General features: G+C 63.2%; 16 protein-coding genes. 13 read left to right on the forward strand and 3 right to left on the reverse strand.

Annotation, left to right across the window (positions count from 1 at the left end):
• Positions 1–33: 33 nt before the first annotated feature.
• The 13 genes from IWW33_RS19035 to IWW33_RS19095 all read left to right on the forward strand — a co-directional run bounded on the left by IWW33_RS19035 (position 34) and on the right by IWW33_RS19095 (position 9796).
• Positions 34–798 carry a heme ABC transporter permease gene (locus IWW33_RS19035; RefSeq protein ID WP_174142087.1) on the forward strand — a complete coding sequence of 255 codons (765 nt, stop codon included), beginning with the start codon at positions 34–36 and terminating at the stop codon, positions 796–798.
• Entirely contained in the window at positions 798–974 is a 177-nt protein-coding gene (gene ccmD / locus IWW33_RS19040; protein ID WP_039601249.1) for a heme exporter protein CcmD, read from the forward strand. The genes IWW33_RS19035 and ccmD overlap by 1 nt, the downstream gene beginning before the upstream one ends.
• On the forward strand, positions 971–1426 hold the full coding sequence (ccmE, locus tag IWW33_RS19045; protein WP_174142086.1) for a cytochrome c maturation protein CcmE: 456 nt from the start codon (positions 971–973) through the stop codon (positions 1424–1426). The genes ccmD and ccmE overlap by 4 nt, the downstream gene beginning before the upstream one ends.
• Before the next feature lie 11 nt (positions 1427–1437).
• Positions 1438–3411: a heme lyase CcmF/NrfE family subunit gene (locus tag IWW33_RS19050; RefSeq protein WP_174142120.1), complete on the forward strand. Its 1974-nt coding sequence runs from the start codon at positions 1438–1440 to the stop codon at positions 3409–3411.
• Positions 3408–3944, forward strand: a complete 537-nt coding sequence (locus IWW33_RS19055; RefSeq protein WP_012315479.1) for a DsbE family thiol:disulfide interchange protein — start codon at positions 3408–3410, stop codon at positions 3942–3944. The genes IWW33_RS19050 and IWW33_RS19055 overlap by 4 nt, the downstream gene beginning before the upstream one ends.
• Positions 3941–4417, forward strand: coding sequence for a cytochrome c-type biogenesis protein (locus tag IWW33_RS19060; RefSeq protein ID WP_115274195.1), 477 nt, complete (start codon positions 3941–3943; stop codon positions 4415–4417). Before IWW33_RS19055 ends, IWW33_RS19060 begins: the two co-directional genes overlap by 4 nt.
• Positions 4410–5600 (forward strand): c-type cytochrome biogenesis protein CcmI, encoded by a 1191-nt coding sequence (ccmI, locus tag IWW33_RS19065; RefSeq protein ID WP_174142085.1) that lies wholly within the window; start codon positions 4410–4412, stop codon positions 5598–5600. The genes IWW33_RS19060 and ccmI overlap by 8 nt, the downstream gene beginning before the upstream one ends.
• Positions 5601–5612: 12 nt before the next feature.
• The gene (locus tag IWW33_RS19070; RefSeq protein WP_039601243.1) at positions 5613–6032 is read left to right on the forward strand and encodes a lipoprotein; all 420 of its coding nucleotides are present in this window, start codon (positions 5613–5615) and stop codon (positions 6030–6032) included.
• Between the two features lie 115 nt (positions 6033–6147).
• Positions 6148–7086: a 2-hydroxyacid dehydrogenase gene (locus IWW33_RS19075; protein ID WP_115274197.1), complete on the forward strand. Its 939-nt coding sequence runs from the start codon at positions 6148–6150 to the stop codon at positions 7084–7086.
• Positions 7087–7137: 51 nt separating this feature from the next.
• Positions 7138–7926 carry a PhzF family phenazine biosynthesis protein gene (locus tag IWW33_RS19080; protein ID WP_046785327.1) on the forward strand — a complete coding sequence of 263 codons (789 nt, stop codon included), beginning with the start codon at positions 7138–7140 and terminating at the stop codon, positions 7924–7926.
• 177 nt (positions 7927–8103) lie between these two features.
• Positions 8104–8511, forward strand: a complete 408-nt coding sequence (locus IWW33_RS19085) for a GFA family protein (RefSeq protein ID WP_119687530.1) — start codon at positions 8104–8106, stop codon at positions 8509–8511.
• Between the two features lie 72 nt (positions 8512–8583).
• Entirely contained in the window at positions 8584–8922 is a 339-nt protein-coding gene (locus IWW33_RS19090; protein ID WP_046785325.1) for an FKBP-type peptidyl-prolyl cis-trans isomerase, read from the forward strand.
• 211 nt (positions 8923–9133) lie between these two features.
• Positions 9134–9796: a hypothetical protein gene (locus tag IWW33_RS19095; RefSeq protein WP_046785324.1), complete on the forward strand. Its 663-nt coding sequence runs from the start codon at positions 9134–9136 to the stop codon at positions 9794–9796.
• 122 nt (positions 9797–9918) lie between these two features.
• Here IWW33_RS19095 and IWW33_RS19100 read toward each other — a convergent pair whose 3' ends face one another.
• From IWW33_RS19100 to IWW33_RS19110, 3 genes are all read right to left on the reverse strand, one after another.
• Positions 9919–10647 (reverse strand): aspartate/glutamate racemase family protein, encoded by a 729-nt coding sequence (locus tag IWW33_RS19100; RefSeq protein ID WP_119687529.1) that lies wholly within the window; start codon positions 10645–10647, stop codon positions 9919–9921.
• Positions 10648–10663: 16 nt separating this feature from the next.
• On the reverse strand, positions 10664–12196 hold the full coding sequence (locus tag IWW33_RS19105; protein WP_046785322.1) for an NCS1 family nucleobase:cation symporter-1: 1533 nt from the start codon (positions 12194–12196) through the stop codon (positions 10664–10666).
• 450 nt (positions 12197–12646) lie between these two features.
• A complete protein-coding gene (locus IWW33_RS19110) occupies positions 12647–13084 on the reverse strand; it encodes an Lrp/AsnC family transcriptional regulator (RefSeq protein WP_039603292.1) in 438 nt (145 codons plus the stop codon).
• Positions 13085–13146 lie beyond the last annotated feature (62 nt).

Raw genomic sequence — 13146 nt, forward strand, 5'->3', positions numbered from 1 at the left:
CTCAAGCCCGGCTAATACCCTGGATGTACCCTGATGAAAATTAGCTGGACGTGGTTCCACAAGCTTGGCTCCCCAAAATGGTTCTATGCCATCAGCGGCCGCATGCTGCCGTGGCTGACCGTATCGGCCATCCTGCTGCTGGTGACGGGGGTGATCTGGGGCCTGGCCTTTGCCCCCCAGGACTACCAGCAGGGCAACAGCTTCCGCATCATCTATATCCACGTGCCGGCGGCCATGCTTGCACAATCGTGCTACGTGCTGCTGGCGGTGGCTGGCGTGGTGGGGCTGGTGTGGAAGATGAAGCTGGCGGATGTCGCCCTGCAGTGCGCAGCGCCCATCGGCGCCTGGATGACTGCCGTGGCGCTGTTGACCGGGGCCATCTGGGGCAAGCCGACCTGGGGCAGCTGGTGGGTCTGGGATGCGCGGCTCACGTCCATGCTGATTCTGCTGTTCCTGTACTTCGGCATCATCGCCCTGGGCCAGGCAATCAGTAACCGTGACAGCGCGGCCAAGGCCTGTGCCGTGCTGGCCATCGTTGGGGTGATCAATATCCCGATCATCAAGTATTCGGTGGAGTGGTGGAACACCCTGCACCAGGGCGCCACCTTCACCCTGACCGAAAAACCGGCCATGCCCGCCGAGATGTGGCTGCCGCTGCTGTGCACGGCGCTGGGCTTCTACTGCTTCTTCGGCGCCGTGCTGTTGCTGCGCATGCGCCTTGAAGTACTCAAGCGCGAAGCGCGCGCCAGTTGGGTCAGGGAAGAAGTATTGAACAGCCTGGGCCGGAGGGCCGTGTGATGAGCTTTTCTTCATTCGGCGATTTCCTCGCCATGGGCCACCATGGCCTGTATGTCTGGTCGGCCTACGCCATCTGCATGGCAGTGCTGGCGGTCAATGTCGCCGCGCCGTTGCTGGCCCGCCGTCGCTATCTGCAAGATGAGGCGCGCCGTCTGCGCCGGGAGAACAACCAGTGAATCCGCAGCGCAAGAAACGCCTGTTCCTGATACTCGGCCTGCTGGTCGGGGTGGCGGTTGCCGTCGGCTTTGCCCTGAGCGCCCTGCAACAGAACATCAACCTGTTCTACACACCGACGCAGATCGCCAATGGCGAGGCGCCGCTGGACACCCGCATCCGCGCAGGCGGCATGGTCGAGAAGGGCTCGCTGCAGCGCACGGGCGACTCCCTCGATGTGCGTTTCGTGGTCACCGACTTCAACAAGTCGGTGCCAATCACCTACCGCGGCATCCTCCCCGACCTGTTCCGCGAAGGGCAGGGCATCGTCGCCCTGGGCAAGCTCAATGCCGAGGGTGTGGTGGTGGCCGATGAAGTGCTGGCCAAACACGATGAGAAATACATGCCGCCGGAAGTCACCAAGGCTCTGAAGGAAAGCGGCCAGGCCGCCAGTGGCGCGGAGGCCAAACCATGAATCCGGCGTTGGTGATCCCTGAACTGGGCCAATTGGCGATGATCCTGGCGATCTGTTTCGCCGTTGTGCAGGCGACCGTGCCGTTGCTCGGCGCCTGGCGCGGCGACAGCCTGTGGATGAGCCTGGCACGCCCGGCGGCCTGGGGCCAATTTGCCTTCCTGGCCTTTGCTTTCGTTTGCCTGACCCACGCCTTCATGACCGACAACTTCTCGGTTGCGTACGTGGCCAGCAACTCCAACAGCGCCTTGCCCTGGTACTACAAGTTCAGTGCCGTGTGGGGCGCGCACGAAGGCTCGTTGCTGCTGTGGGCGCTGATTCTCGGTGGCTGGACCTTCGCCGTGTCGGTGTTCTCGCGCCAGCTGCCGCAAGTGATGCTGGCGCGGGTGCTGGCGGTGATGGGCATGATCAGTGTGGGCTTCCTGAGCTTTTTGATCATCACCTCCAACCCGTTCCAGCGCTTGCTGCCGCAAGTGCCGACCGATGGCCGCGACCTCAACCCGCTGCTGCAGGACTTTGGCCTGATCGTTCACCCGCCGATGCTGTACATGGGTTATGTGGGCTTTTCGGTGGCCTTCGCCTTCGCCATCGCCGCGCTGCTGGGCGGGCGCCTGGATGCTGCGTGGGCGCGCTGGTCGCGGCCCTGGACCATCATTGCCTGGGCGTTTCTCGGCGTGGGCATCACCTTGGGCTCCTGGTGGGCCTATTACGAACTGGGCTGGGGCGGCTGGTGGTTCTGGGACCCGGTGGAAAACGCTTCTTTCATGCCTTGGCTGGTGGGCACGGCACTGATCCACTCGCTGGCGGTGACGGAAAAACGCGGCGTGTTCAAGAGCTGGACCGTGCTGCTGGCGATTGCCGCGTTCTCGCTGAGCCTGCTGGGGACGTTCCTGGTGCGTTCCGGCGTGCTGACCTCGGTGCATGCCTTCGCCTCCGACCCTTCACGTGGCGTGTTCATCCTGATCTTCCTGCTGTTCGTGGTCGGTGGTTCGCTGACCCTGTTCGCCCTGCGTGCCCCAGTGGTCAAAAGCCAGGTGGGCTTTGCCCTGTGGTCGCGCGAGACGCTGCTGCTGGCCAACAACCTGGTGCTGGTGGTGGCGGCTTCGATGATCCTGCTCGGCACCCTCTACCCGTTGGTGCTCGATGCCCTGACCGGGGCCAAGCTGTCGGTGGGTCCGCCGTACTTCGATGCCTTGTTCCTGCCGCTGATGGCACTGCTGATGGTGGTGCTCGGCATCGGTGTGGTGGTGCGCTGGAAGGACACCCCAGGCAAGTGGCTGGCGAGCATGATGACGCCGGTACTGATCGCGAGCGCAGTGCTGGCGCCAGTGGCCGGGTTCATCGTCGAGGACTTCGACTGGCCGACCCTTACCGCTTTTGCCCTGGCAGCCTGGGTAGTGCTCAGCGGGTTGCGCGACATTTTCGACAAGACCCGCCACAAGGGCCTGGCCAAAGGCGTGCGTGGCCTGACGCGCAGCTACTGGGGCATGCAGCTGGCGCACTTGGGGCTTGCGGTGTGCGCCCTTGGCGTGGTGCTGTCGAGCAACAACAGTGCCGAGCGTGACCTGCGCCTGGCCCCGGGTGAAAGCGTGGAGCTGGGTGGTTATCAGTTCCTGTTCCAGGGCGCCAAGCACTTCGAAGGGCCGAACTTCATTTCCGACAAGGGCACCGTCGTCGTCAGCCGCGATGGCCGTGAAGTGACCACGCTGCACCCCGAGAAGCGGCTCTATACCGTGCAGCAGTCGATGATGACCGAGGCCGGCATCGATGCCGGTTTCACCCGCGACCTGTACGTTGCCTTGGGCGAGCCGCTGGACAACGGCGCCTGGGCCGTGCGCGTGCATATCAAGCCTTACGTCCGCTGGATCTGGCTGGGCGGTCTTCTGACCGGCCTGGGCGGTTTGCTGGCGGCCCTCGACCGGCGCTACCGCGTCAAGGTCAAGACCCGGGTGCGTGATGTCCTGGGCGTGTCTGGAGCAGCTGCATGAAGCGTTGGATCATGGTGGTGCCACTGGCGGTATTCCTGCTGTTGGCCGTTTTCCTCTACAAGGGCCTGTTCCTCAAGCCCGACGAGCTGCCCTCGGCAATGATCGGCAAGCCGTTCCCGGCGTTTTCCCTGGCCTCGACCCAGGGCGATCGCACCCTGACCCAGGCCGACCTGCAAGGCCGCCCGGCGCTGGTCAACGTATGGGCCACCTGGTGCCCGTCGTGCAAGGTCGAGCACCCTTACCTCAACCAGCTTGCCGGGCAGGGCGTGGTGATCTACGGCATCAACTACAAGGACGACAATGCTGCCGCCCTGAAGTGGCTGGCCGAGTTCCACAACCCGTACCAGCTGGATATTCGCGACGAGCAGGGCAGCCTGGGCCTGGACCTGGGCGTCTATGGCGCGCCGGAAACCTTCCTGATCGACGCCAAGGGCATCATCCGCTACAAGCATGTGGGCGTCGTCGATGCCACCGTGTGGCGCGAGCAACTGGCACCGCTGTATCAGGGCCTGGTCGACGAGGCCAAGCCATGAGGCGCTGGCTTGCGGCCGTTGTACTGGGTTTGAGTGTTGCCGGCGTGGCCAGGGCGGCCATCGATACCTACCAGTTCCGCGACGACGCCGAGCGTGAGCGTTATCAGCAACTGACCAAGGAACTGCGCTGCCCCAAGTGCCAGAACCAGGACATCGCCGACTCCAACGCACCGATTGCCGCCGACCTGCGCCGCGAGATCTTCCGCATGCTGGGCGAAGGCAAGAGCAATCAGCAGATCGTCGACTTCATGGTCGACCGCTATGGCGACTTTGTGCGCTACAAGCCAGCCCTCACTGGGCGTACCTGGCTGCTCTGGTTCGGCCCGGGCATTCTGCTGGTCGGTGGCTTTGCGGTGCTGGCGGTGATTGTCCGCCGCCGCCGTGTGCCGGCTACCCAAGGCTCGCACGAGTTGTCCGTCGAAGAACGCGAGCGTCTCGCCAAACTGCTGGATAAAGAACAGAACCATGACTGAATTCTGGCTTGGTGCGGGCCTGCTGCTGCTCGCCGCCCTCGGCTTTCTGCTGATCCCGACCCTGCGTGGCCGTCGCCAGCAGCAGGAAGAAGACCGTACTGCGCTGAACGTGGCGCTGTATCAGGAACGTGTCGCCGAACTGGCTGCCCAACAGGCCGCCGGTGTGCTGGATGACGCGCAACTGGCCAACGGCCGCGATGAGGCCGCCCGTGAACTGCTGGCGGACACCGAAGGCGCCGAAGCGCCGCGCCAGGGGCACCTGGGCAAGGTGCTGCCACTGCTGGCCGCAGTACTGGTGCCGGTGGTGGCGCTTGGTCTGTATCTGCACTTTGGTGCTGCGGACAAAGTGGAGCTGACTCAGGAGTTCGCTGCTGCGCCCAAGTCGATGGAAGAAATGACCACGCGCCTTGAGCGCGCCGTCCAGGCTCAGCCGGATTCGGCCGAAGGCCTGTATTTCCTGGGCCGCGCCTACATGGCCGAGCAGCGCCCGGCAGATGCGGCCAAGGCTTACGAGCGCGCCGTGGCCCTGGCCGGTCGCCAGCCCGAATTGCTCGGCCAATGGGCCCAGGCCCTGTATTTCGCTGCCAACAAGCAGTGGAGCGCACAGGTGCAGGCGCTGACCGACGAGGCGCTCAAGGCCGACCCGAACGAAGTGACCAGCCTTGGCCTGCGCGGCATTGCGGCCTTTGAAGGCGAGCGCTATCAGGAAGCCATCGACTACTGGAACCGCCTGCTGGCGCAGTTGCCTGAGGGCGACGCCTCGCGGGCGGCCTTGCAAGGCGGCATCGACCGTGCGGCAGAGCGCCTGGGTGGCAATACCGGCAAGCCCGAGACCCCGGTGGCGGCACGCCTGAAGGTGCGGGTAGAGCTGGCACCGGCGCTCAAGGACAAGGTCAAGCCCGACGACACTGTGTTCATCTTCGCCCGCGCCACCAGCGGCCCGCCCATGCCGCTGGCGGCCAAACGGGTGACCGTTGCCCAATTGCCGCTGGAGGTAGAATTGTCTGACGCCGATGCGATGATGCCGCAGATGAAACTGTCCGACTTCGCCGAAGTCCAACTGGTTGCAAGGGTATCGCGCGCCGGCCAGCCCACCCATGGTGAGTGGATCGGCCAGGGCGCACCGCTGCCCAGCAAGACCCAGGCCACCCAGCTCCTGACCATCGACAGCCCCGACCCGTAAGAGAACCCTGCCATGCGAAACGCCGTCCGCCTGACCCTGATCACCCTGGCCCTGGGTTTGTCTGCGTGTACGGTGCGTGAGCCGTACGAACAGCCGGCGCCACCGATCGAAACGGTGCCGCCGCACAAGGGGCCGGTGGTCAAACCACTGCCTGGCGGCCAACCGGCCACGCAGCCGAGCAAACCGGCAGCGACCCCCAAACCGATGCCGCGGACCTCCGCAAGCTTTGCACCGCCGCCGGGGGGCGCCAGCCATTGGGATCCGAAACTGGGTGTTTATGTATTGGAGAAGAAGCCCAATACGTTCTATCGGCAGCGCACCTACTACCGTTATGACAATGGCTGGAGCTGGTCTTTGAGCCCGGATGGCCCGTGGCAGGAGACCGACAGCAGTGGTGTACCCGGTGGGCTGGGCCGGGCGTTCGCTCAGTAATGGTTTTGCCGTTTTCGGCCAACCGATACAGTACAGTTGACCCGCGATTTACAGATTGACTGTACCGCCCGCCGACTCCGCATAATGCCCCTTCGAATTTGAGCCGGAGGGGTGCATGAGCAAGACAGTCCTGGTGTTGGTGGAAACCGTCGATGATTACCTGCCCCTGCTCGAACAGGCCGGCTACCGGCTGATCCGTGCACCGTCCGCGCCACTGCGTGCCGACGCCATCCAGCGCCAAGGCGCTGAGATCGATGCGGTGCTTACCCGCGGCCCGCTGGGCCTGACCGCTGTGGAAATCCAAGCGTTGCCCAACTTGCAGATCATCTGCGTGATCGGCGCCGGTTACGAACACGTCGACCTGGCCGCCGCCGCTGCCCGTGGCATTACCGTCACCAATGGCGCGGGTGCCAATGCCGCCGCCGTGGCCGACCACACCCTGGCGATGCTGCTGGCCCTGCTGCGCGACATTCCCCGCGCCGATACCGGTATCCGCCGCGGCGAGTGGCACCGGGTCATCAGCCCCTCGGTTAGTGGCAAGCGCCTCGGCATCCTCGGCCTGGGCGCAGTTGGCCTGGCTATCGCCAAACGTGCCAGCCTCGGGTTCGACATGAACATCAGCTACCACAGCCGCACACCGCGCCAGGGCGTGCCTTACACCTGGTACGACAGCCCGTTGCACCTGGCCGATGCCGTCGACATTCTGGTCGTGGCCACCCCAGGCGGTGCCAATACGCACCATCTGGTCGATGCTCGGGTGCTCGAGGCTTTGGGCCCCGAGGGCTATTTGGTGAACATCGCCCGTGCCAGCGTGGTGGATACCCAGGCCCTGGTTGGCGCGCTGCAGCGCGGGCAACTTGCGGGTGCAGCACTTGATGTGTTCGATGACGAACCGGCCGTGCCCGATGCCCTCAAGGCCCTCGGCAATACGGTGCTCACCCCGCATGTGGCCGGGCAATCCCCTGAAGCGGCGCGCGACACGGTGGCCTTGGTCCTGCGCAATCTACAGGCCTTCTTTGCCGGCGAACCGGTACTCACACCAGTCCATCCGTAACCTTCGTTTAAGTTTCTGCCCGGCGCTGCCCGGGCCACAAGGAGTGTTCGCATGCAACTCGAGATCTTCCAGGTCGATGCCTTTTCCGCCGAACCGTTCGGTGGCAACCCGGCAGCAGTGATCGCGCTTGAAAGCTGGCTGCCTGATGACGTGCTGCAGCGTATCGCCGAAGAGAACAACCTCTCCGAAACCGCCTATTTCGTGCGCAATGGCGAAACCTTCGACCTGCGCTGGTTCACCCCGGCGGTGGAGGTCGAGCTGTGTGGCCATGCCACTTTGGCGTCGGCCTATGTGCTGTTCGAGCAGTTGGGCGAGCAGGCAGAAGTACTGCGCTTCAACACCCGCAGCGGTGAATTGCGGGTTAGCCGCGGGGCCGACGGCTTGCTGGCCATGGACTTCCCGGCCAAGCAGCCGCTGGCCGTCGAGGCGCCCGCCGGTTTGCTGAAGGCGCTGGGGTTGAGCGGGGCGAGTGCGGTGTATCAGTCCGACGACTATGTCGTGATGATCGATGACGCCTCGCTTTTGGACCCGCTGCAGCCTGACTTCGTCGCCTTGTCGGCCTTCGATGTGCGTGGCATCGCCGTGACCGCGCCCGGGCGCGGATACGATTTCGTCACGCGCTGGTTCGGCCCGCGAGTCGGTGTCAACGAAGACCCGGTCACAGGTTCTGCGCACACCTCGCTTGCGCCTTTGTGGGCGCAGCGGTTGGGCAAGCGCACCCTGACCTGCGAGCAGGGCGGCGCGCGCAAGGGCCAGCTGCACTGTGAGGTGCCAGGTAATGGCCGAGTGATCATCAGCGGGCGGGCGGCGTTGTACCTGCGCGGTACTGTCTACATCTAGACGTTTGTGTAGTCCACTGTAGGAGCGGCCTTGTGTCGCGATGGGCTGCAAAGCAGCCCCCTGGTTTAATGATGATTGCGTAACTCGAGAGGCCGCGTTGCGGCCTGATCGCGACACAAGGCCGCTCCTACCTGGCATCTATAATTGCTGGCCCAATCCTCGCTAATGGAGCACCCCATGGTCATGGAGAAACAAGGCACCTGCCTGTGCGGCGCCACGAAGCTCACGGTCACCCTCGACAACACCCATATCAGTGCCTGCCATTGCAGCATGTGCCGCAAGTGGACCGGTGGGCCGTTGCTGGTCGTTCACTGCAGCCAGCCGCCGGTCATCGAAGGGCGTTCGCCCGGCGTCTACGATTCATCCGACTGGGCCCAGCGCGGCTTTTGCGGGCGCTGCGGCACTCACCTGTATTACCGGCTCAAGGCCAACGATTTCTACGCGGTGCCGGTGGGCCTGCTGGACGGCGATGAGGCTTGGGATTTCGACCTGCAGATATTCGTCGAGCAGAAACCTGCCTGGTACTGCTTTGCCAACCAAACCAAGGAATTGACTGGACAGCAAGCCTTCGAGCAGTTGGGTTGAGCCTGGCGGCTTGCCAAACCCGTGCATTCCTGAGAAAAGGGCGGCCTTGAATTTCAGCGTTGGAGCATGCCCATGAGCAGCGAACTGCAAATCACCGACCTCGTCGAAGGCGACGGCAAGGCCGCCGTCAAAGGCGCCCTGATCACCACCCAGTACACCGGCTGGCTGGCCGATGGCAGCGAGTTCGACTCGTCCTGGTCGCGCGGCAAACCGTTCCAGTGCGTGATCGGCACGGGCCGCGTGATCAAGGGCTGGGACCTAGGCCTGATGGGCATGCGCGTGGGGGGCAAACGCACGCTGCAGGTGCCGGCGCACCTTGGTTATGGCGAACGTAGCGTGGGCGCGATCCCGCCGAATTCAGACCTGACGTTCGAGATCGAATTGCTCGAGGTGTTGACACGGGATGACTGAGTGTCGGATGCGGCCGGCAGGCTTTAAATAATTCGGCAACATGTATGCCTTAACGTAAGTCTTGCCCAGGGAGGAACCAAACGCGTTGAGGGCACTCTGACCCCTACTCGTTGGCCAGGGATGGCATTCACTACAAGGATGCCTTGCGGCTTGAGCCTCAGGGCAATGTGGCGGGTCGACCCGAAACTGTCTGCCACAAGAGCCTGCCTACATGAAGTTGCCACCGTTTGTTCGCCGTAGTCGCCACCTGCTGCTGAGCCTCGCACTCGTCGCTGCGGCGGTGCCCTTGGCACTGGAAGTGGTCGAAAGCCGCGCTCAACCGGTCGATGGCACCCAGACCCTGGTGTTTCTGCGCCATGCCGAGAAACCCGGCGAAGGGTTGGGGCAGTTGAACTGTCAAGGCCTCAACCGTGCATTGGACCTGGCCACGCTGCTGCCCGAGCGCTTCGGCAACGCCGATTTCGTCTTCGCAGCCAACCCGACACGAGAGGTCGAGGAAGGCAGCAGTGACCAGAGCTACAGCTACATCCGGCCACTGATGACCATCACCCCGAGTGCGATACGTCTCGGCCTGCCGGTGAATATCGATTACGGTGCAAACGACACCGATGAGCTAGCCGATGAATTGCTCAGTGGCAAGTACCGCAACGCCACCGTCTACACTGCCTGGTCCCATGGTTACCTGCCGGAGCTGATCAATACTGTCGCCGGCAAGGCGCTGGGTGAGGACCGGGTGATCACCGAAGATTGGCAGGGCGATGACTTCGACACCCTGTATGTTCTGACCTTGACCTGGCGCGACGGCAAGGCCAGCCTGCTCAGCCGCAACATACGCCAGGGCCTGGATGGCGGTGCGCATAGCTGTCCGACCTGATCTGCTGTTACTGTCTTGGCAAGCAAGCCGACTCCCACTGGGTTGAGCTGAATTTGAGAGCAGCGGGGCAACCTGTGTGAGCCGGCTTGCCGGCGATAGGGCCGGCGAAGACCCCTGAGGCTTTACCGCCCGAACCGCATCGGCCAGCCCACCACTTTCTTCGCCCGCGGGGTGGCATAGGTCCGCACCTTGGACGTGCTCAGCCCCATCCGCACCAACGATTCGGCAATGGTCACCGCCGCGCTCACGCCATCGACCACCGGCACCCCGGTACGTTGGCGAATCTGCTCGTCCAGCCCGGCCATGCCGCCACAGCCAAGGCAGATCACCTCGGCCTTGTCTTCGCGCACCGCCCGTTCGGCCTGTTCGACGATGGCCTGTACCGCACGCTGCGGGTCTGCCTCCAGTTCCAGCACGGCCAGGCCACTGGCGCGCACCGAGGCGCAGCGGTCGTATAGCCCGGAAAGCTTCAGGCGGTCCTCGATAAGTGGCACGGTACGGTCCAGGGTGGTCACCACCGAGTAGGCGTGGCCCAGGTACATCGCAGTGCTGGCGGCGGCATCTGTGATGTCCACCACCGGCACGTTCAGCAGTTCCTGCAGACCTTCGCGGCCATGTTCGCCGTAGCCGGCCTGGATCACGGCATCGTACGGGCCCTCGTAGGCCAGCACGCGGTCCATCACGGCAATGGCGGCCAGGTAGCTCTCGAAATTGCCCTCCACCGACTCGGCACCGAACCATGGGGTCAGGCCGATGATCTGCGTGCCGGGCGACGCCACGCTGCGGGCCTGTTCGGCGATGGCCTCGGTGATGGCTTCGGTGGTGTTGACGTTGGCGATCAGAATACGCATGAACACTGCTCCTTGATCAGTGGCTGCTGTGGTCGACGGCGATGCATTCGCCGCTGACATCAGCGTAATGGCGGTTGCGCGGGGCGATCAGCAGGTACAGCGCAGCGGCGATGCCGGCACCGATCAGCCAGGAAAAAGGCGCGATGGCATGGAAGTTGGGCACCAGCGCCAGGACGATGGCCAGCAGCGCGGCCGGCAGGAACGCGGCGACGGCCCGCAGGTTGATGCCCTTGCTGTAGTGGTAGGCCCCGGCCGGGTGTTCGCTGTACAGCTCCGGCACGTTGATGCAGCCTTTGCGCAGCAGCCAGTAGTCGGCCATGATCACCCCGTACAGAGGGCCCAGCAGGGCGCCCAGGCCGGACAGGAAGTAGACGATCACCAGCGGGCTGTTGTAGAGGTTCCATGGCAGGATCAACACGGCGAGGGTGGCGCTGATCAACCCCGCGCGGCGAAAGTTCAGGTGCCGCGGCGCCAGGTTGCTCAGCACGAAGGCCGGGGCGACGAAGTTGGCCATGATGTTCACCGCAACGGTGACGATCAGGAAGGCCAGGCAACCGAGCACCAGGAAAGCGGTGTTGGGGATGCTGGCAACGATCTGGGTCGGGCTGTCGATGATCTGGCCATTGATCTGGAACTGTGCGCCGCACAGCACCACGGTGATGACCGCGAAGACCAGGATGTTCACCGGCAGGCCCCAGAAGTTGCCTACGCGGATGGTCTTGCGGCACGGCGAGGAACGGGCGAAGTCGCAGAAGTTGAGCACCAGGGTGCCGTAGATCGCCAGCCACAGCGCGCCGCCGGCGAATATGTTGCGCCACATCTCGTAACCGGTCAGCGGCTCGGCCACCGACCAGGCGATGCGCGCATCGGCCTTGAAGTACATGAACACCGCCAGGCTGGCCACGGTCAGCAGGATCACCGGGCCGGCGAATGCCTCGTAGCGGCGCACCATCTCCATGCCGTAGGCGAGGATCACCAGTTGCACCAGCCAGATCGCCACGAAGCACACCCAGCCCAGGCTCGACAGGCCGAGGATGCTGTCCTGGTCATAGCTGGCGAGTTGCGGCCACACGGCCGTGAGTAGCACGCGCAGCACTACAGAGGCCAGGTAGGTCTGGATGCCGAACCAGGCGATGGCAATCACTGCACGGATCAGCGCAGGGATCTGCGCGCCATGGATGCCGAAGGCGATGCGGCTGATCACCGGGAACGGCACGCCGGTCTTCTGCCCCATGTAGCCGGACAGGTTCATGAAGAAGTACACCAGCGCGGCGCCGATCGCCAATGACAAGAGTATCTGCCAGCCGCCCAGGCCCAGGGCGAACAAGCCCATGGCGAATGAGTAGTTGGCAATGTTGTGCACATCGTTGGTCCACAGCGCGAAGATACTGTAGCGCCCCCAGCGGCGGCCCTCTATGCGCGTCGGGGCAAGGTCGCGGTTATGCAGGCGCGGGCTCAGTTCAAGTTGTGGCGCATGGCCGGCCAGGGAGGAAGCGGGGGTGGTGCTGGCGACGGATAGTTCAGGGGCAAGGTCGAGGCTGGTACTCATTCCGGCAGGCTCCTGATGCACGTGGACTGCGATGAGCGGGCATGCGCACGGGCTCGCCATCTCGTCAGTGCAGCGTTGGCATCACTGGGTTCTGGGCGCGGCGGCCGGTTTGGGGCGGCGTCGCGGGTTCTTGTGTATTTATGTTCTGTCTAACTTGTATACAAAACACGAACACACAAAAGCGAGTTCCATGCCACTCAAAAACCGTACTTCGAGTTGTCACTATCTCGAATCTATCTCTCTGAAAGCTAAGTTGATGAATTAAAGAAACTATAAATTGACCAATTGAACAGGTTTAATTTTTTGTTCGGATAATTAGTTGATCATTTGGTCAGATTAAGTTGCGCGAACTGTGTAACGTAATGGGGCATTGCTAGCACTTATGCACACAAAAATGGCACCTAAGGTGACATTTATGTGTACATGGGTGGGTCAGGTTTTTCAGGTGCCTCAGTCCATCGGCGGCAAGCGCCGCTTTACCGGGCTCTTCTTGATGATCGCCGTGTTGGTGTCTGCTAGCACATTGATACGGTCAAGCAGGGCGTCGAGCTGTTCCATCGACCGCACATGCAGCCGGGCAATGAAGCAATCCTCGCCCGTTACCTTGTCGCACTCGGTGAACTCGGGAATCGCGACAATCTGCCGTTCCACCTCCTGCAACTGCCCCGGCAGCGGGCGAATGCGCACGATGGCCTGCAATTGGTAACCAAAGCTGCGCGCATCGACATCCACGGTGTAACCCCGCAGCACGCCGCGCTCCTCCAGACGGCGCAGGCGCTCGCTGACACTGGGTGCAGAAAGGCCACTGATCTGCGCCAATGCTTTCAGTGAGCGGCGGGAATCTTCCATCAGGGCATTGATCAGGAGTTGGTCGATGGCATCGGTCATATACGCCTCATTAGGTTAAGGAGAGATTTCCCCTTGATAGTAAAGGCGCACTGGCCATTTTG

The organism is Pseudomonas sp. M2, assembly GCF_015751845.1.
Classification (GTDB): Bacteria; Pseudomonadota; Gammaproteobacteria; order Pseudomonadales; family Pseudomonadaceae; genus Aquipseudomonas; species Aquipseudomonas putida_E.

Excerpts from the sequence above, each read along its gene's own strand:
- IWW33_RS19035 (WP_174142087.1), top strand. The coding sequence starts at position 34 with ATGAAAATTAGCTGGACGTGGTTCCACAAGCTTGGCTCCCCAAAATGG.
- ccmD (WP_039601249.1), top strand. The coding sequence starts at position 798 with ATGAGCTTTTCTTCATTCGGCGATTTCCTCGCCATGGGCCACCATGGC.
- IWW33_RS19055 (WP_012315479.1), top strand. The coding sequence starts at position 3,408 with ATGAAGCGTTGGATCATGGTGGTGCCACTGGCGGTATTCCTGCTGTTG.
- IWW33_RS19060 (WP_115274195.1), top strand. The coding sequence starts at position 3,941 with ATGAGGCGCTGGCTTGCGGCCGTTGTACTGGGTTTGAGTGTTGCCGGC.
- ccmI (WP_174142085.1), top strand. The coding sequence starts at position 4,410 with ATGACTGAATTCTGGCTTGGTGCGGGCCTGCTGCTGCTCGCCGCCCTC.
- IWW33_RS19070 (WP_039601243.1), top strand. The coding sequence starts at position 5,613 with ATGCGAAACGCCGTCCGCCTGACCCTGATCACCCTGGCCCTGGGTTTG.
- IWW33_RS19075 (WP_115274197.1), top strand. The coding sequence starts at position 6,148 with ATGAGCAAGACAGTCCTGGTGTTGGTGGAAACCGTCGATGATTACCTG.
- IWW33_RS19080 (WP_046785327.1), top strand. The coding sequence starts at position 7,138 with ATGCAACTCGAGATCTTCCAGGTCGATGCCTTTTCCGCCGAACCGTTC.
- IWW33_RS19085 (WP_119687530.1), top strand. The coding sequence starts at position 8,104 with ATGGTCATGGAGAAACAAGGCACCTGCCTGTGCGGCGCCACGAAGCTC.
- IWW33_RS19090 (WP_046785325.1), top strand. The coding sequence starts at position 8,584 with ATGAGCAGCGAACTGCAAATCACCGACCTCGTCGAAGGCGACGGCAAG.
- IWW33_RS19095 (WP_046785324.1), top strand. The coding sequence starts at position 9,134 with ATGAAGTTGCCACCGTTTGTTCGCCGTAGTCGCCACCTGCTGCTGAGC.
- IWW33_RS19100 (WP_119687529.1), bottom strand. The coding sequence starts at position 10,647 with ATGCGTATTCTGATCGCCAACGTCAACACCACCGAAGCCATCACCGAG.
- IWW33_RS19105 (WP_046785322.1), bottom strand. The coding sequence starts at position 12,196 with ATGAGTACCAGCCTCGACCTTGCCCCTGAACTATCCGTCGCCAGCACC.
- IWW33_RS19110 (WP_039603292.1), bottom strand. The coding sequence starts at position 13,084 with ATGACCGATGCCATCGACCAACTCCTGATCAATGCCCTGATGGAAGAT.